The 16,687-nt window shown below is 64.3% G+C and carries 13 protein-coding genes; 6 read left to right on the top strand and 7 right to left on the bottom strand.

The genetic code is table 11. The features are described from left to right. Positions 1-642: 642 nt before the first annotated feature. From ACTJKX_RS08075 to ACTJKX_RS08045, 7 genes are all read right to left on the bottom strand, one after another. Positions 643-2,298, bottom strand: coding sequence for a glycerol-3-phosphate dehydrogenase/oxidase (locus ACTJKX_RS08075; RefSeq protein ID WP_440724941.1), 1,656 nt, complete (start codon positions 2,296-2,298; stop codon positions 643-645). Positions 2,299-2,338: 40 nt separating this feature from the next. Continuing rightward, entirely contained in the window at positions 2,339-3,862 is a 1,524-nt protein-coding gene (locus ACTJKX_RS08070) for an FGGY-family carbohydrate kinase (RefSeq protein ID WP_440724940.1), read from the bottom strand. A gap of 69 nt (positions 3,863-3,931) precedes the next feature. Next, positions 3,932-4,798 carry a DeoR/GlpR family DNA-binding transcription regulator gene (locus ACTJKX_RS08065; RefSeq protein ID WP_440724939.1) on the bottom strand — a complete coding sequence of 289 codons (867 nt, stop codon included), beginning with the start codon at positions 4,796-4,798 and terminating at the stop codon, positions 3,932-3,934. A 139-nt stretch (positions 4,799-4,937) separates the two neighbouring features. Continuing rightward, complete coding sequence (locus ACTJKX_RS08060) at positions 4,938-5,885, bottom strand: D-ribose ABC transporter substrate-binding protein (RefSeq protein ID WP_440724938.1); 948 nt, start codon at positions 5,883-5,885, stop codon at positions 4,938-4,940. 107 nt (positions 5,886-5,992) lie between these two features. Continuing rightward, on the bottom strand, positions 5,993-7,036 hold the full coding sequence (locus ACTJKX_RS08055) for an ABC transporter permease (protein ID WP_440724937.1): 1,044 nt from the start codon (positions 7,034-7,036) through the stop codon (positions 5,993-5,995). Between the two features lie 128 nt (positions 7,037-7,164). Next, positions 7,165-8,709, bottom strand: a complete 1,545-nt coding sequence (locus ACTJKX_RS08050) for a sugar ABC transporter ATP-binding protein (protein WP_394313529.1) — start codon at positions 8,707-8,709, stop codon at positions 7,165-7,167. Beyond that, the gene (locus tag ACTJKX_RS08045) at positions 8,706-9,362 is read right to left on the bottom strand and encodes a DUF2291 family protein (RefSeq protein ID WP_440724936.1); all 657 of its coding nucleotides are present in this window, start codon (positions 9,360-9,362) and stop codon (positions 8,706-8,708) included. Before ACTJKX_RS08045 ends, ACTJKX_RS08050 begins: the two co-directional genes overlap by 4 nt. Before the next feature lie 726 nt (positions 9,363-10,088). Between ACTJKX_RS08045 and ACTJKX_RS08040 the strand changes: the two genes are divergently transcribed. The 6 genes from ACTJKX_RS08040 (at position 10,089) to derI (ending at position 16,462) form a co-directional block, all read left to right on the top strand. Further along, positions 10,089-11,690, top strand: coding sequence for an FGGY-family carbohydrate kinase (locus ACTJKX_RS08040; RefSeq protein ID WP_440724935.1), 1,602 nt, complete (start codon positions 10,089-10,091; stop codon positions 11,688-11,690). Beyond that, positions 11,687-13,225: a glycerol-3-phosphate dehydrogenase gene (locus tag ACTJKX_RS08035; RefSeq protein WP_440724934.1), complete on the top strand. Its 1,539-nt coding sequence runs from the start codon at positions 11,687-11,689 to the stop codon at positions 13,223-13,225. Before ACTJKX_RS08040 ends, ACTJKX_RS08035 begins: the two co-directional genes overlap by 4 nt. Before the next feature lie 7 nt (positions 13,226-13,232). Continuing rightward, a complete protein-coding gene (locus tag ACTJKX_RS08030; RefSeq protein ID WP_440724933.1) occupies positions 13,233-14,165 on the top strand; it encodes a sugar phosphate isomerase/epimerase family protein in 933 nt (310 codons plus the stop codon). Positions 14,166-14,193: 28 nt separating this feature from the next. Further along, a complete protein-coding gene (locus tag ACTJKX_RS08025; RefSeq protein ID WP_440725154.1) occupies positions 14,194-15,147 on the top strand; it encodes a sugar-binding transcriptional regulator in 954 nt (317 codons plus the stop codon). Between the two features lie 64 nt (positions 15,148-15,211). Beyond that, entirely contained in the window at positions 15,212-15,979 is a 768-nt protein-coding gene (locus ACTJKX_RS08020; protein ID WP_440724932.1) for a triose-phosphate isomerase, read from the top strand. Between the two features lie 45 nt (positions 15,980-16,024). Further along, positions 16,025-16,462: a D-erythrulose-4-phosphate isomerase gene (gene derI, locus ACTJKX_RS08015; RefSeq protein ID WP_149249587.1), complete on the top strand. Its 438-nt coding sequence runs from the start codon at positions 16,025-16,027 to the stop codon at positions 16,460-16,462. Positions 16,463-16,687: the final 225 nt, after the last annotated feature.

Genomic DNA, 16,687 nt, shown 5'->3' with positions numbered 1-16,687 from the left:
CACGTTGCCGTGTCAGTTCAGGTCTGCGCAACCGCCTGACGGGGCCTGCCGGGTGCCTTTGACGCAGGCGCACCGAACGTTTGGAATATGAGCTATATCTCATTATTCTTTAGAATATGAGTCAAAATTTTCTTGTTTTGATGATACTTTCAAGTGTGTTAGTTTTATAAATTAAGTTGATATGAAAGAATTAATTCTCCTGGAATCACCGATTATGAGCAATATGCGGATATTGAATTGATGCAATTGAGGGGCGTCTACGAATCGTTTGCCGAGCGTAGAAGTTTTTGTTGAGATCAGTATATCTCTAGCCATGTTCTGTTGCGAGAAGCAGGGCCTGCCACCGTCGCTACGGATCGATGCAAGTGTGGAAGGTCCGGTCTTGCCGATCCCTGAAGGCAGCCGCAACGGTTCCGGCCGCGCGGTGAGAGCGCGGTTGCCGGCGCCACCCTTGGATAGAGTGCGCTTCGCCGTCCGGATCAGGTCGAGGGCAAAAGGGAGCTAAAGCGTTTTGCGATTTGGTTGAATCACCAAGAATCGCAAAGACGCGTCGAATCAGAGAGTTAGAGTAAAAAAGCGTTCACGCCTGAACGCGCTTTGCTCTAGGGAGGACGACCCCGGTAGTCCCTCGACGGAAGCGGGCTATTTTTCGAACCGAATGCGATGGCGCGCCGCGAGTATCTCCCACGTTTTTGCCAGCTGTTCGTTGCGTTGCTCTTCGTTCCATCCAAGGGCCTGGGCCGCGATGTCGGCAATCGTCGCGAGGTCACGGCTGCTGAGGCGGCCGGTGATGGCCAGGGTACTGCGCCGCATCACGATGTCCTCGAGTGTCACGACCTTTTCATGGCGCGTCAGCCAGTCGATTTCGCCCCAGGAATAGTCGTCCGCATCGGCCAATCGGGCTGCCTGCGGTCCCTCATGGGCAAGGATGGCCCGCGCCGTCGTGCCATAACGCCCGAGCAACTCGGCGACGCGTTCGGCGGACGCACCGGTTACCTTTGCCGTCTGATCGATCCAACGGGCATGGCTGGCCGGTTCGCCCGGATAGCCGCGTCCGCCGCCGATGGCGAGGTCCCGCGTGCCGCGCCTGCGCGCCTGGCCGAGGCGTCCCAGGACGAGATCGCAGACCTCCTCGGCAAAGCCGCGGAATGTCGTCCACTTGCCGCCGACCAGCGAGATGATCGGGTAGGGACGGTCCATGGCGGGTTCCAGCACGGGAGCCGAATGATCGCGGCTGATCAGCCCGGCAGCCGTATTGCCGGAGGCGGGCAGGGGGCGGATGCCGGAATAGGCGTAGACGATCTGATCACGCGAAAAGGCCAGGCCGGGCAGGAGATCGCGCAGGCTCTTGAGGAAATAGTCGATCTCCTCGTCGTCGCAACGAACCGTGTCGGGATCGTCGGCCCGGATGTCGGTCGAGCCGACCAGGGCCCGGCCGAGATAGTCGTAGACCAGGCAGATGCGCCCGTCATTGGCCTCGAAATAGATCATCCGTCCCTTGAGCGCCGCGAGCAGTTCGGGATGGTCGAGCAGGATGTGCGAGCCCTTGGTGCCGCCGATCAGCTTGGTGGGCGAGCCGAGGGCCTGGTTGACGTGATCGATCCAGGGGCCGGCCGCATTGACGACGATTCGCGGGCGAACGGCCCGCTCCGTGGCGTCTGGTCCGCGCAGGCCTATGACGCCGTTCTCGGCCGACACCAGGCTCGTATAATTCAGGGCCTCGGAGCCCGAGCTGGCCGCTATGCCGTCCTGCAGCAGTTCCAGCACCAGCCGTTCCGGACAGGTGACCTTGGCGTCGTAATAGGTGCCCGCGGCGACGATCTTCGGCGTCATCGGTGCGATTTCGGTGAGCGCGCGGCCCCGGGACCACAGGGCATGTTTGGGCATGACGCGATGGCGGGCGCCATAGAAATCATAGAGCGCCAAGCCGATCTTGATGAGCACGGCGCCACGGTTGCGCGGCGCCGTGGTCGAACCGAACAAGGTGCGCAACGCCGCCGGGATGCCCTGCAGCCAGGAGAAGATCGGGATCACGGTGGACAGGGGCTCGACCAGATGCGGCGCATTGCGCAGCAGGAGGTTGCGCTCCAGCGTCGACTGGGCGACGAGGCGCAATTCCCCCGTTTCCAGATATTTGATGCCGCCATGGATCAGCCGGGACGGCGCGGCGCTGGTGCCGGAGCCGAAATCAGCCTTGTCGGCGATCAGGCAGGTCAGGCCCTGCTCGCAGAGATCGCGAAACAGGCCCGCGCCGTTGATGCCGGCGCCGAGGATGAGAACGTCAATGTCTTTGGTCATGTCAAATACCGAAAGGTCGTGCGGCGCGAGATCCGCCGCGCTAGGCCGCTTGCGAGGCGAGGGCTTCGATGCGCGGCCACAGGGGCGCAAGTTGCGTGGCGATGTCGCAATGCAGCGCGTAGCGCTCCTGCAACTGCTGGCTGCGCGTGGGATCCGGCTGGTAATGCCGGGCGAGCGCTGCGAGATCGCGCGGATCTTGCGTTGGCGACGCATAGAGGCCGGCACCGGCGCCGGCACACAGGGCGGCGCCCCAGGCGGCTGCCTCCTCCGTTTCGTTCACGGTGACGGGCAGGCCGAGCGCATTGGCGAAGATCTGGGCGTAGAGGGGATTTCTCGAAATGCCGCCCGTCAGGCTGATGGTCCGGGGGGAAAAGCCTTCGCGCAGGGCATCGACATGCACACGGTGGTTGAAGGCGATGCCTTCGATCACGGCGCGCAGCATGTCGCCGCGATCATGCCAGCCGCGTAGCCCGAGAAAGCCGGCGCTGGCGGTCGCGCCATGCGGTGAACCGTAGAGATAGGGGTGAAAGAGCACCGTGGAAGGCCGGGCAAGCGCGGCCTCGATTTCGGCCCCGATGGCGGTATGGATGGAGCCGTTCGTCTCATCGGCGCTGCGCCGTTCGATGGCGCAGAGCGTATCCAGGAACCAGTCGTAATTGGCGGCGGAGGCCGGCGATATGCTCATATGGTTCCATTCGCCCGGCTTGATGCCGTTGCGGCAGAACCAGCGTGCATCGGTCTTCGGCGTGCTGGCGATCGTCTCGTTGATCGAATAGGTCCCCGCCACGATCGCCACTGTGCCCTCGCGATGGCCGCCGATGCCGAGAGCGGAGGCGACCACGTCGTGCACGCCGGCCACCACCGGGGTACCGGCCCTCAGGCCGGTCGCGGCGGCAGCAGTTTGCGAGACCGTGCCGATGATCTCGTCCGGCCGGGTAACCGCAGGCAGGGCACCGGCAAGGCCATCGAGGCCGAAGATCGAAAGGATGTCCGGTTCAAAGACCTGGCTTTGCACCGCCGTGAACGAGGTGCTGGCCTCGGTGAGATCCGTGCCGAGCGTTCCGGTCAGGCAAAAGCGCAGCCAGTCTTTGCAGGCCAGGACATGGGCGATCCGGGCGAAGCGCTCGGGCTCGTGGCGTTTGATCCAGGCCAGCAGCGCCGAGGGAGCCGAGGCATGCGCGACCTGGCCGGTGCGGGCGAGGGCGGTGGCGGCGGTGCCATCCCTGTCCCACTCGGCGACGATGGCCGCTGCGCGGCTATCGAGAGACAGGATGCCGTTGCCCAGTGGCCGGCGCTCCGCATCGAGAAGATAGAGGCCGTCGCCATGGGCGGTTGCGGCAACTGCCGCGACATCGCCGGCGGGACGCCCGGCTTTTTCGAGTGCTCCGGCAATGGCCTCGGCCGTCGCCTGCCAGAGGCCCACCATGTCGCGTTCGACATGATGGGGATGGGGGATGATCTGGGGAATGCGCCGGCGGGCAACCGCGAGCAGCGTGCCTTTTTCATCGAAGACGGCTGCCTTGGTCACCGTCAGCCCATTATCGATTCCGATGAGGGTCGGCATTGGCAGGCACTCCGTCGCGAAGGGTTGTTGCAGATGATGCGAGACCGCCGGACGAAATGCCGGATATCGTCACGCAGGATGGGATGAGCGCTGCTTGAGCGGCGCGATCACGATGTTGATGCCGCGCGAGCGCAACAATTCGACCTGGAGCGGGGCCATGCCGTCATCGACGATGATGGCATCGAACTCGCTGAGATTGCCCATCGCATGCAGGGCACGACGCTGGAACTTGGTGTGATCGGCAAGCAGGATCCGCTTGGCCGCACTGTCGAACATGGCCCGCTTGGTCTCGACCATCTCGGCGGACTGGTGGAACACCATGTCGTCGGTGATGGCGGACATCGACAGGAAGACACAGTCGGCGCGAAGGCGGCGGATCTCGGCCGTGGTGGCAGGGCCCATGAAGGCGTTGCACCAGTTGTAGTAGCGCCCACCGAGGCCGAGCAGGGTGACATCGTTCATTTCCTTCAACTCGTTCATCAGCGGGATCGAGTTGGTGATCGCCGTCAGTGGCACGCGGGCCGCGATATGGGGCGCCATCTGCAGCACTGTGGTCGAATCATCGAAAAAGACGGCCTGCCCGGCTTCCAGGAACTGGGCGGCGACCTGGGCGATGGCGCGCTTTTCCACGGCCTGGCGCATGGAGCGATAGACATCGCTCGATTCGACCAGGCTGGTGGGCGTCGCCGACACGATGCCCCGAGACTTGCGCAGCAGGCCGCGGTTGATCAACTCGTCGAGATCGCGATGCACGGTCATCAGGCTGATGGCGAAGCGCTCCGCCAGTTCCTCGATGCGCATGGTGCCCTCGGCCATCACCGCCTGCATGATGAGCTGGCGGCGGGCCAACTGTCGGGCATGGCGGCTGTCGCTCGGCACCTGATCGGCGATGATCTGTTCCAGCGTTTCGTCCTGCGTGGCTCTCGTCGATGTCATGTCGGTCTGTTTCCGGATTGTGCCGGGGCAGAATATCCCGAAGCGCGGGAATATGCCTGCCTGCAGCAATCACTGCTGTGGAAGGACGCGACACGCCCTGCGAGAACCGGGATGGCCAACAGCCATCCCGGCTTCGTCATTACTTGGCGAGCGTAAAGGCCGAGACATACTTGTCGACATTGTCCTTGGTGATCAGGACGCAGTCGAAGAGCTGCTTTTCGGTCGCCGCGCCGGTCTTGCCGGTCTTGATGAAGGTATCGGCCTGGACCACCGCTTCCTTGGAGAAGACGGCAACCGGCTGCAGGACGGTGTATTGCAGTTCGCCAGCCTTGATCGCGGCAACCGCGTCCGGCGAGCCGTCGAAGCCGCCGACCTTGACCTTGCTGAGCTTGCCGGCTTCCTTCAGCGCCGCGACGGCACCGAGGGCCATCTCGTCATTGCCGGAGATCACGCCGATGATGTCGGGATGGGCCTGCAGCATCGACTGCATCTTCTGGTAGCCCTGGGCGCGATCCCAGTTGGCGACTTCCTGGGCCGACTTGGTCAGGTCGGGATATTGCGTCAGCACGGTTTCATAGCCGTTGGAGCGGGTGGCGGCGTTGTTGTCGGCGGGGTTGCCGAACAATTCGACATATTTGCCGGACTTGGCGATCGAGTTCACCCACTGCTCGGCACCGACGGCAGCGCCCTGCGCATTGTTGGAGACCAGCTGGGCCTTGGCCAGACCCTCCTTGTTGATCTCGGCATTGACGAGGAACACCGGGATGCCGGCATCGACGGCCTTCTTGACCGCGCCGACCGATCCGTCGGCGTTGGCCGGATCGAGGATGATAGCAGCGGACTTGTTGGTGATGGCAGTGTCGATCAGCGTGCTCTCGGTGTTGGTGTCGCCCTTATGGGCGGCGACCGAGGCGGTGTAGCCGAGCTGCTCGGCGGTCTTCTTGGCGACCTCGCCCTCCGTGAACCAGTAAGGATTGGCCGGATCGGTGACGATGATCGAGATCAGGCCCGCCGCCGAGGCCGAGCCGATCAGCAACGGGGTCACGGCGACGGCCGCAACCAGTAAACGCATGCCTTTTTTGAACATTGGGCATCTCCCTTGATTGGTGAAGTTGTCTGCCGTCGCAAGACGGCAACGATCCCACTGCAGATCTGTTGTTGTTGCCGAAATGGGAAAGTTTCTGTGCGGGCCACCTAGCCTTGTCGGCCACGGGCCTTGTACTGGATCGAGTTGAGCAGGACGGCGAGCACGATCACCGTGCCGGTGAAGACGGTCTGCCAGTAGGAGGACACGCCGATGATCACCAGCCCGTCCGACAGGAAGCCGATGACGAAGGCACCGAGCATCGTGCCCTGTACCGTGCCGCGGCCGCCGGTGAGCGCGGCACCGCCGATCACCACGGCCGCGATGGCCGTGAGTTCATAGGTGGTGCCCGCTGTAGGGCCAGCCGAAGTCAGCTGTGAGGACAATACCAGGCCGGCGATCGCCGAGAGGATGCCGGAGACGGTGTAGACCGTGATCTGCACGCGCTTGACCGGGACGCCCGACAATTCGGCGGCGCGGGCATTGCCGCCCGAGGCATAAAGCCAGCGGCCGAAGGCGGAACGGCCGAGTACCAGGGCCGTGACGATGGCGAGCGCCGCCAGGATCAGCACCGAGATCGGCACGCCGAACAGGCGATTGAAGCCCAGCCACTCGAAGCCGGTATTGCCGAGATCGGCATGGCCGGAGAGATTGTTGTAGGTGAGGCCGTTGGTCATCAGCAGCGCCACGCCGCGGGCGACATACATCACGCCCAGCGTTGCCACGAAGGCAGGCACCCGGAACCAGGCGATGAGCACGCCGTTCAAGGCTCCGACCAGCCCGCCGACCACCAAGGTCAAGATGACGATGGCCCAGACCGGCGGGTAGAGGATGACACCGGCCACTTGCAGGGTCACGCCCCCCATCAGGAAGCCGGCGACGCAGCCGGACAGGGCCAGCACCGAACCCACCGAAAGATCGATGCCGCCATTGAGGATCACCAGCAGCATGCCGAGCGCCAGGATGCCGTAGATGGCGACGTGCGAAGCCATCGTCAGGAAATTGCTGAGCGTGAAATAATTCGGCGACAGGAATGAAAAGACTGCGACGATGAGGATCAGGGCGAAGAAGGCGCGTCCCTCGAGCAGCAGCCGGCCGAGGCCGGGCCTCGATCCTTGCCCCTTGGCGCTCGTACTTGCAGCGGTTTGCGACATGGGCAGGCCTCCTAAAAGCCTAGAGCGTTCTGCGATCTGCCGGCATCGGCAGGGGGCGCAAGGTCGTGTCGAAACAAAGAGTTAGAGCAAAGGTGCGGTTCATCCGAATGCGCCTTGCTCCGGGAGGATCAGTGGACCACGGCTTCGCCGGAGGCGGCCATGATCTCGTCCTTGCTTGCGGTTGCGTCGAATTCGGCGACGATGCGGCCCTTGCGCATGACGATGATGCGATGCGCGACGGAGAGGCATTCGCCGACTTCGGAAGTGGAGTAGACGACGGCGAGGCCGCGGCGCGCGCCCTCGGCGAGAAGCCGGAACACCTCGGCCTTGGCGCCGATGTCGATGCCGCGGCTCGGCTCGTCGAGCAGGATCACCTTGGGGTTGGTGGCCAGCATCTTGCCGATCACCACCTTTTGCTGGTTGCCGCCGGACAGCGAGCCGATGGGTGCTCCGCCCCCCGCCGTCTTGACCGTGACCTTGCGGATGGTGTCGTCGATCAGCTGCTGCTCGATCCTCAGCGAGGTAAACAGGCCGCGCGTGAAGTCGGCAATCGAAGCCAGGGACAGGTTCTGGCCCACGCTCATGGTCTGGACCAGGCCATCACGCTGCCGGTCTTCGGGAACCAGGGCCAGACCGGCTTGGATGCGCCGGGCGATGGTCAGGCCCGAGACCTCGTCATCCTCCAGCAGGATCTGGCCGGACGAGGCCTTGAGGCGCCCAGCCAGGGTTTCCAGCAGTTCGGTCCGGCCGGCGCCCATCAGGCCGTAGATGCAGACGATCTCGCCGGCCTTGACGTCCAGCGACAGCTTGTCGACCACGTTGTAGCCGCCACCGGCCGGATCCGGGACCGTGAGTTCGCGTACCGAAAGCGCGGTGGCGCCGAACGCGTAGCCCACCGGCGGGGAGCCGAGATCGTAATTCTCGCCCACCATGTTGCGCACGATCCATTTGAGGTCGATCTCGGCACGCGGGGCATAGGCCGTCATGGTGCCGTCGCGCAGGACGACGGCGTGATTGGTGATCTCGAGCGCTTCCTCGAGGTGGTGCGAGATGTAGACGATCGATACGCCCCGGCTGGTGAGGTCGCCGATGACCTTGAAGAGCACCGCCACTTCCGTTGCCGACAGGGCCGAGGTCGGCTCGTCCATGATCAGGATGCGGCTCCGGACCGAGAGGGCGCGTGCGATCTCGACGATCTGCTGCTGTCCGAGCCGCAACTCGCCGACCGGGGTCAGGGGATCGATGTCCTCTTCGAGTTCGGCCATCAGGGCGCGCGTCTCTTCTTCCTCCTTGGCGAAGTCGACGCCGGTGAGGCCCATGATCTCGCGCCCCATGAAGATATTGTCCCGCACCGACAAATTGGGTGCGAGGGAGAGTTCCTGGTGGATGATCGAGATACCCCGGTCGCGGGCATCCGACGCCGAGGAAAACACCACGGGCTGGCCATCGAGGAGGATCTCGCCCGATGTCGGCGTCACGATGCCCGACAGGACCTTCATGAGCGTCGATTTGCCGGCGCCATTCTCGCCGAACAAAGTCGTGACCTGGCCGCGATGAATGTCGAAGTTCACGCCTTTCAGGGCGTGGACATTGCCATAGGACTTGGCCACGTTGCGGGCGGCCAGCACGACCTCGGGTGCCTGCGCGTCGGAAGGAGAGGGGGCCTGGCTCATTTCACCGTCACCGCCACGGGTGTGATCAGCCAGTTTTCCGGGTTCACCAGCCGGAAGGCACCGACGATCTCCAGGGTCTTGCCGGTGAGGTTGGCGGTGTCGATGCCGGTGAGTACCTGTTTCTTCATCTCGCGATTGATGGCCGAGCCGGCGTTCTGATACTCGATCTGGTTCTTGAACTGGCCGAAGGCGATATCGCCCGGCGCGTCGCGAAGGTCGGTTCCGTTGATGGCAGGGCCGGTCTGGACGCGTACGCCGATGGAGGCCGGCAGCCCATCCACCGTGAGCTTGTAGATGCCCGCCTTCTGCTCGCCGGCGACGCCGGTGAGGCGGACGGGAATGATGGAACCGGTGGAGGCTGCGGTTCCGTATTTCGTGGCGGCTGCCGCCTTGTCGGCGAGAATCTCGGGCGCGAGGGTCTTGGCCTCGACGGCGCGTTGCTCGATGGCCGCCTTGACCTGCGGGAAATGCTCGGCGCCATAGCTGTCGGGCGAAAAGGTCGCCTGGCGCACATCGTCCTTGGAGCCGATCTGCACGATGCGGGTGTCGAAGGCGATGCCCGCGGCGACGAGAACGGCAAGCGCTGGCACGATCAGCCGACGCCAGCCAGCGGCGGCCGGTGCCCTCGCGGATGCACCATGACTATTGCTCATGACGAAGCCCACCATTTTCGCTGCATGCGACCAGGAAACGGGGATGAGGGAATGCCCGGCCGAGGCTTGCGCCGGTCTGTGCCGCAAGCGCGGACCCGGTGCGCCGAATGCGCAGCATGGCTCCTCCCATTCTGCCGCTGATGCGACCCGCTCTCACGGGCCGGAACGGCTCTCTCGCTGATCATTGAGATATGTTATATCTGTGTTTTATAAAACGTCAACAGAGTTATAACATGGACTCGTCGGGCCGGTGAGAAAGTTTCCTGGAAAGAGTAGTCTCTCGGTGCGTTTCCCTCGATGGTGCGAAGGTGATCTCTGGCGTGGCAGTGCGATCCGCTGCGTGGCCGTCAGCCCGAAGAATTGGTGTGTAAAATATCGGAAAATATGATTTTTATGTATATTAATCAATAGGTTAAATCATTTTAATCAGCTCAGGAAATTGAGAAGTCTCGCGATTTTCGGCTTCGTTTTGGCTGCGGTGTCCGGAGGGTGGTTCCGGCTTTTGGATGCGCCTTCGTCTTTTAGAGGCAGGCGCAATCGAATGAAATAATATGTTATCTCAGCAATAAATTACGTGACGTATGATATCTTTGTGATATATGAAACACAGTGATCGAAGATCGATGCGCACGGCGGAAATCGTCGGCGACGTGGGAGGCCTGGCCCTGCCTGGGAGATGGTTCATGCGCGGAAGTGTCGACCCGTCAGTTCGCAAAGGATGTTGCGATGCCCGCTGATCTGCTGATCGGGGTGGATGCCGGGACCTCGGTGATCAAGGCTGTCGCCTTCGATTTCGGCGGCCGACAGGTCGGGGCCTCGTCCGTACCCAATCGCTACCAACGTGGGCCTGACGGTTCGGCCACCCAGTCGCTGGAGGTGACCTGGGCCGATTGTGTCACGGCGCTGCGAGGGCTGGCCGAGAAGGTTGAGAATCTGGCGGCTCGAACGGCAGCGCTCGCCGTCACGGCCCAAGGCGACGGCACCTGGCTGGTGGGAGCGGGCAATGTGCCGACGGCCGATGCCTGGCTATGGCTGGACGCACGGGCTGCGCCCACAGTGCAGGGCCTGGCGGCCTCGCCGCTGAACCGGGCGCGCTTCGAGGCCACGGGCACGGGCCTCAATACCTGCCAGCAGGGGTCGCAAATGGCCCATATGGACCGTCACGACGCGTCCTTGCTCGACAGGGCCGAGGTGGCGCTGCACTGCAAGGACTGGCTCTATCTGAACCTGACGGGCGTGCGCGCCACGGACCCGTCGGAAGCCAGCTTCACCTTCGGCAATTTCCGCACCCGCCGCTATGACGATGGGGTCGTGGAGGCCCTCGGCCTGACGCATCGGCGCAAATTGCTGCCGGAGATCGTCGACGGCAGCCAGGTCACGCATGCTCTGACGGCGCGCGCGGCCGAGCAGACGGGATTGCTGGCGGGCACGCCGGTGAGCCTGGGCTATGTCGACATGGTCATGGCCGCGCTGGGGGCGGGTGTCTATGGTGGTTCGGGCGATGCGGCCTGCTCCACCATCGGCTCGACCGGCGTCCATATGCGGGCCAAGAAGGCGGCGGACGTTCATCTCAATGCTGAAGGCACCGGCTATGTCATCGCCCTGCCGGTGCCCGGTGTCGTCACCCAGGTCCAGACCAACATGGCGGCCACGCTCAACATCGACTGGGTGTTGACGATCGCGGCCGACATCCTTGCCCAGATGGGCCAGAAGGTCACGCATCAGGATTTGGTGAAGCGCATCGATGGATGGCTGGCTGACAGCCGCCCGGGATCGCTGATCTACCATCCCTATATTTCCGATGCCGGGGAGCGCGGTCCCTTCGTCGATGCCGAGGCGCGGGCCGGCTTCATCGGCCTCTCCGCCGGGCATCGCTATGCCGATCTGGTGCGTGCCGTCGTCGAGGGGCTCGGCCTGGCCATGCGCGATTGCTACGCCGCCATGGGTGACCTGCCGGCCGAGCTGCGCCTGGCAGGCGGTGCCGTGCGCTCGCGTGCTTTGCGCGGCGTGCTGTCCGCTGCGATCAACGCGCCGCTGCGGGTTTCCTCGCGCGAGGAGGCCGGCGCCGCCGGCGCGGCCATGATGGCGGCGGTTGCCGTTGGCGCCTTCAAGGACATGGATGCCTGCGTCGCCCAGTGGGTGACGCCCCTTCTGGGCGCGCCCGAACCGCCCGATCCGGCCCTGGCGAGCCTTTACGACCAACTGTTCCCCGCCTTCAGGGCCACGCGCCTCGAATTGATCCCGGCTTGGAAAGCGCTTGCGGCCGTCCGGCACGATGCCGGCGGGGCGGGCGCGGCGCCCGCCGCGGGAAGGAGCCTTGCAGTATGAGTGAGATGATCGACCTTCTGGTGATCGGCGGCGGCATCAATGGTGCCGGCATCGCCCGCGATGCGGCAGGCCGCGGCCTGTCCGTGACGCTGGTGGAAAAGGACGATCTGGCCCAGGGCACCTCCTCGCGCTCGGGCAAGCTGGTGCATGGCGGCCTGCGCTATCTGGAATATTACGAGTTCCGCCTGGTTCGCGAAGCGCTGATCGAGCGCGAAGTCCTGTTGAACTCGGCCTGCCACATCATTTGGCCGATGCGGTTCGTGCTGCCGCACAGCCCGCAGGACAGGCCGGCCTGGCTGGTACGCCTCGGCCTCTTCCTCTACGACCATCTCGGCGGCCGCAAGAAGCTTCCCGGCACGCGCGTGCTGGATCTGCGGCGCGACCCTGTCGGCGCGCCGATCCTCGACCAATACACCAAGGGTTTCGAATATTCGGACTGCTGGGTGGATGATGCGCGTCTCGTCGCGCTCAACGCGCTCGGCGCCGCGGAAAAGGGCGCCACGATCCTCACTCGCACGGCGGCGGTTTCGGCGCGCCGGGAGGAGGGGGGCTGGACCGTCACCACCCGCGATACGGTGACGGGCGAAACCCGCATGCACCGGGCCCGATGCATAGCCAATGCGGCAGGACCCTGGGTCTCCGACGTCATCGCACAGGCGGGCTCCAACTCCACGCGCAATGTGCGCCTGGTCAAGGGCAGCCACATCATCGTGCCGAAATTCTGGGAGGGGCAGCAGGCCTATCTGGTGCAGAACCACGACAAGCGAGTGATCTTCATCAATCCCTATGAAGGGGACATGGCGCTGATCGGCACCACCGATATCGCCTATCAGGGGCCTGCCGAGGATGTCGCTGCCGACGAGAAGGAAATCGACTACCTGATCACGGCGGTGAACCGCTACTTCAAGCAGAAGCTGCGGCGGCAGGACGTGCTGCACGCTTTCTCGGGGGTCCGGCCGCTCTTCGACGACGGCAAGGGCAATCCGTCCGCCGTGACGCGCGATTACGTCTTCGATCTCGACGAGACCGGCGGGGTGCCGCTGCTCAACGTCTTCGGCGGCAAGATCACCACCTTTCGCGAACTCTCCGAGCGTGCGCTGCACAGGCTCGGCAAGTTCTTCCCCAAAATGGGCGGCGACTGGACGCGTGAAGCCAAGTTGCCTGGCGGCGAGATCGAGAATGCCGACTATGTCAGCTTCGTCGAGAGCCTGCGTACGGCCTATCCCTGGATGTCGAACCGGCTGCTCCAGCACTATGGTCGTGCCTATGGAGCTCGCGCGCCTCAGGTCGTCGGCTCGGCCCGCAGTGTCGCCGATCTCGGCCGTCATTTCGGCGGCAACCTCTTCGAGGCCGAGGCGCGCTATCTCGCCGGCCATGAATGGGCCCGCAGTGCCGAGGACGTCCTGCTGCGCCGGACCAAGCACTATCTCCATCTGAGCGAACCTGAAAAGGCGGCCTTCATCGCCTGGTTCGAGCGCGAGATCGCCGGTCCAGGCGTGGCGGCGCCGACTTCCTATTCCAATGTTTCCGCCTGAGGGTCCGATGCCTCTGACGCTGTCCCTCAACACCAATCCGCTGGTGAACCGCTTCGCCGATCCCGACGCTCTGATCGACACGGTGGCGCGCGATCTCAGGCTGCGCGACCTGCAGCTCACCCATGAATTCATCAACCCGAGCTGGCCCGCGTCCACCATAAGGCGCCTGGTCCGCCAGATGAGCGGCGCCTTGGCCCGCACGGGCGTGCGCGTGACCAGCGGCATGACCGGGCCTTACGGCCGGCTCAACCATTTTGGACATCCCGATCCGGATGTGCGGCGCTATTATGTCGACTGGTTCAAGACCTTCGCCGACATCGTCGGCGATCTCGGCGGCTCGTCGGTCGGCACGCAATTCGCCATCTTCACCTTTGCCGATTACGACGATGCCATCAGGCGCGAGGAGCTGATCCGGATCGCCATCGATTGCTGGGCCGAGGTCGCCGAGCACGCCAAGACCGCCGGCCTGACCTCCGTCTTCTGGGAGCCGATGAGCATCGGCCGCGAATTCGGCGAAACCATCGAGGCCTGCCTGTCGCTGCAGCGGCGGCTGACGGCCGCCGACATGGCCGTGCCGATGTGGATGATGGCCGATATCGATCATGGCGACGTCACCTCGTCCAACCCCGACGACTACGACCCCTATGCCTGGGCGCGGGCCGTACCGAAGGTGTCCCCGATCATCCACATCAAGCAGAGCCTGATGGACAAGGGAGGGCATCGGCCCTTCACGGCCGAGTTCAATGCCAGGGGCCGGATCCAGCCCGAACCGTTGCTGACCGCCCTGGCCGAGGGTGGTGCCGACGACAACGAGATCTGCCTGGAGCTGAGCTTCAAGGAACGCGAGCCCAACGATCGCCAGGTCATTCCCCAGATTGCCGAGAGCATCGCCTTCTGGGCGCCCTTCATCGAGACAGGCGTGGAGGATCTTCATGTCTGACGCAAAAGGAACGGGGCGGGGAGGCGGGATGGGACGCGCCGTCACCGAGAACGAGCTGGAGGAATCCCTCGCCTGCCGCGCCGCCTGGCTGCATTATGTTGGCGGCCTCACCCAGGCGGCGGTGGCCAAGCGGCTCGGCCTGCCCTCGGTGAAGACCCATCGCCTCATTGCGCGGGCGGTGGCGAGCGGGGTGGTCAAGGTTTCCATCGACGGCGACATCGTCGAATGCGTCGAGCTGGAAGCGGAACTCTGCCGGCGCTTCCATCTCGATCATTGCGAAGTCGCGCCCGATCTCGGCGAGGAGGGCATCCCGCTGCGCGCGCTCGGCCAGGCCGGGGCGGGGTTCCTGCGGCGCGAGATCGAACGCGGCGACCATCGCACCATCGGCCTCAGCCATGGGCGGACCCTGACATCGGCCGTCGCGCATATGTCTCGCATCGCGGCCGGCCAAATGCGTTTCGTCTCGCTGCTCGGCGTGCTTACCCGCAATTATGCCGTCAACCCGCATGACGTCATGCACTCCATCGCGGAGAAGACCGGTGCGCAGGCCTATGTGATGCCGGTGCCGTTCTTCGCCAACTCCGCTGAGGACAAGGCGGTCCTGCTCGCCCAGCGCGGCATCAGCGAGGTGCTCGCCATGGCCAATGGCGCGGAGCTGAAGGTGGTGGGCATCGGCTCGGTCGATGCCGACGCCCAGCTCGTTTCGTCCGGCATGATGCACCCGCAGGAGATCCGGGACATCAAGGCCGAGGGCGGCGTGGGCGAAATGCTCGGCTATTTCTTCGACGCACAGGGGCGGGTGCTCGAAAACCCGCTGACCGCGCGGACCCTGGGCGTGGCCCTGAACGGACGGGCCGATGACCACATCGTCGGCATTGCGGGCGGGGCGCACAAGCTCGAGGCGATCCGGGCCGTACTGCTCAGCGGTCGCCTGCGAGGACTGATCACCGACGAGGCCACGGCACGGGCGCTGCTCGGCTAGGTCTGTCTGAAACGTACCGATTTGCAAGTCGGCCGGTCGTGGTCGGCACGGAGATACTTGGAAAATGACACGTCACTGGGTCGGTACCAGCTGGAAGATGAACAAGACCCTGGAAGAGGGGCTGGCTTTCGCGCGAGCCCTGGCTCAAGCGCTGGCTTCGGTCGACGATCGCCTGCAGCCCTTCGTCATCCCGCCCTTCACCCTGGTGCGCGAGGTCAAAAAGGCGCTCGCCGGGACGCGCGTGAAGGTCGGTGCGCAGAACATGCATTGGGCCGATGCGGGAGCCTGGACCGGCGAAATTTCGCCGCCGATGCTGCGGGATTGCGGTCTCGACCTGGTCGAGCTCGGCCATAGCGAGCGGCGGGAGCATTTCGGCGAGACGGATCGTACCGTCGGCCTGAAGACGGCGGCAGCCATCAAGCACGGCCTGATACCGCTGGTCTGCGTCGGCGAGACCCTGGTTGAGCGCGAGAGCGGCAGGGCCGAAGAGGTGCTTGCAACTCAGGTCGAGGGCGCGCTTGCGCAGCTTGGCGACGGCAAGCCTGCTGTCGAGATCATCTTCGCCTATGAACCGGTCTGGGCCATCGGCGAAAACGGCATTCCAGCCAGCGCCGACTATGCCGATCGCCAGCAGGCCTTGATCAAGCAGGTGGCGGCGAACCGGCTCGGGACATCTCCTGCGGTTCTCTATGGCGGCAGTGTCAATCCGGCCAATGCCGCCGACCTCATCGGCCAGCCCCATATCGACGGGCTCTTCATCGGGCGCTCCGCCTGGCAGGCCGAAGGCTATCTCGACATCCTCGAACGCACGGCCCGGGCCCTGTCGGCATAGCCCCTAGTGCAACCGATCTCACTTATACAAGGAAGGAAGACCGTCATGAAAATCGCACTTGGAGCCGACAGCGCAGGCAAGCCCCTGCTCGATGTCATCGCTGCGCATCTGGCCAATCGACCGGACCTGGAGGTCACCGATCTCAGCCAGTCGGGCTATTACGCCGACCTCGCCGCAAAGGTCGGCCAGGACGTCGTCGATCACAAGCATGACCGCGCCATCCTGTTCTGCGGCACCGGCATCGGCGTGTGTATCTCCGCCAACAAGGTGCCGGGTATCCGGGCGGCCCTCACCCATGACACCTATTCGGCAGAACGCGCAGCCAAGTCGAACAACGCCCAGATCATCACCATGGGCGCGCGCGTCGTCGGTCCGGAACTCGCCAAGGCCATCGTCGATACCTGGCTGTCGTCGAATTTCGATCCTGAGGGCCCTTCGGCCGGGAACGTGCAGGCTATCGATCAGCTCGACGCCCGAAAGTGATCGACGGCCTTCGGGGAGAGACGGAAGCCTCCTGGGGCTTCCGTCTGTGATGCATCGAAAAGGGTGGGAAGCAGGCAGCCGACGGAGAGATGATGCGCGGGAGGCAAGGGCCGTCTCCCGGCAGGTCGCCGTTGTGGCCGTCGCCTCGCGGCTTGGGTGATCCGTCATCCGGGCCGGTGCTCCATCGCGAAAAATATGAGCGGCACCGGCGATGACATTTCCGCA

This window comes from Labrys sp. 22185 (assembly GCF_052045555.1).
In the GTDB taxonomy this organism is placed as follows: Bacteria; Pseudomonadota; Alphaproteobacteria; order Rhizobiales; family Labraceae; genus Labrys; species Labrys neptuniae.
Note: the sequence above shows the minus strand (reverse complement) of the source record. Positions and strands in the feature narration are given on the sequence as shown.

Excerpts from the sequence above, each read along its gene's own strand:
- ACTJKX_RS08075 (WP_440724941.1), bottom strand. The coding sequence starts at position 2,298 with ATGACCAAAGACATTGACGTTCTCATCCTCGGCGCCGGCATCAACGGC.
- ACTJKX_RS08070 (WP_440724940.1), bottom strand. The coding sequence starts at position 3,862 with ATGCCGACCCTCATCGGAATCGATAATGGGCTGACGGTGACCAAGGCA.
- ACTJKX_RS08065 (WP_440724939.1), bottom strand. The coding sequence starts at position 4,798 with ATGACATCGACGAGAGCCACGCAGGACGAAACGCTGGAACAGATCATC.
- ACTJKX_RS08060 (WP_440724938.1), bottom strand. The coding sequence starts at position 5,885 with ATGTTCAAAAAAGGCATGCGTTTACTGGTTGCGGCCGTCGCCGTGACC.
- ACTJKX_RS08055 (WP_440724937.1), bottom strand. The coding sequence starts at position 7,036 with ATGTCGCAAACCGCTGCAAGTACGAGCGCCAAGGGGCAAGGATCGAGG.
- ACTJKX_RS08050 (WP_394313529.1), bottom strand. The coding sequence starts at position 8,709 with ATGAGCCAGGCCCCCTCTCCTTCCGACGCGCAGGCACCCGAGGTCGTG.
- ACTJKX_RS08045 (WP_440724936.1), bottom strand. The coding sequence starts at position 9,362 with ATGAGCAATAGTCATGGTGCATCCGCGAGGGCACCGGCCGCCGCTGGC.
- ACTJKX_RS08040 (WP_440724935.1), top strand. The coding sequence starts at position 10,089 with ATGCCCGCTGATCTGCTGATCGGGGTGGATGCCGGGACCTCGGTGATC.
- ACTJKX_RS08035 (WP_440724934.1), top strand. The coding sequence starts at position 11,687 with ATGAGTGAGATGATCGACCTTCTGGTGATCGGCGGCGGCATCAATGGT.
- ACTJKX_RS08030 (WP_440724933.1), top strand. The coding sequence starts at position 13,233 with ATGCCTCTGACGCTGTCCCTCAACACCAATCCGCTGGTGAACCGCTTC.
- ACTJKX_RS08025 (WP_440725154.1), top strand. The coding sequence starts at position 14,194 with ATGGGACGCGCCGTCACCGAGAACGAGCTGGAGGAATCCCTCGCCTGC.
- ACTJKX_RS08020 (WP_440724932.1), top strand. The coding sequence starts at position 15,212 with ATGACACGTCACTGGGTCGGTACCAGCTGGAAGATGAACAAGACCCTG.
- derI (WP_149249587.1), top strand. The coding sequence starts at position 16,025 with ATGAAAATCGCACTTGGAGCCGACAGCGCAGGCAAGCCCCTGCTCGAT.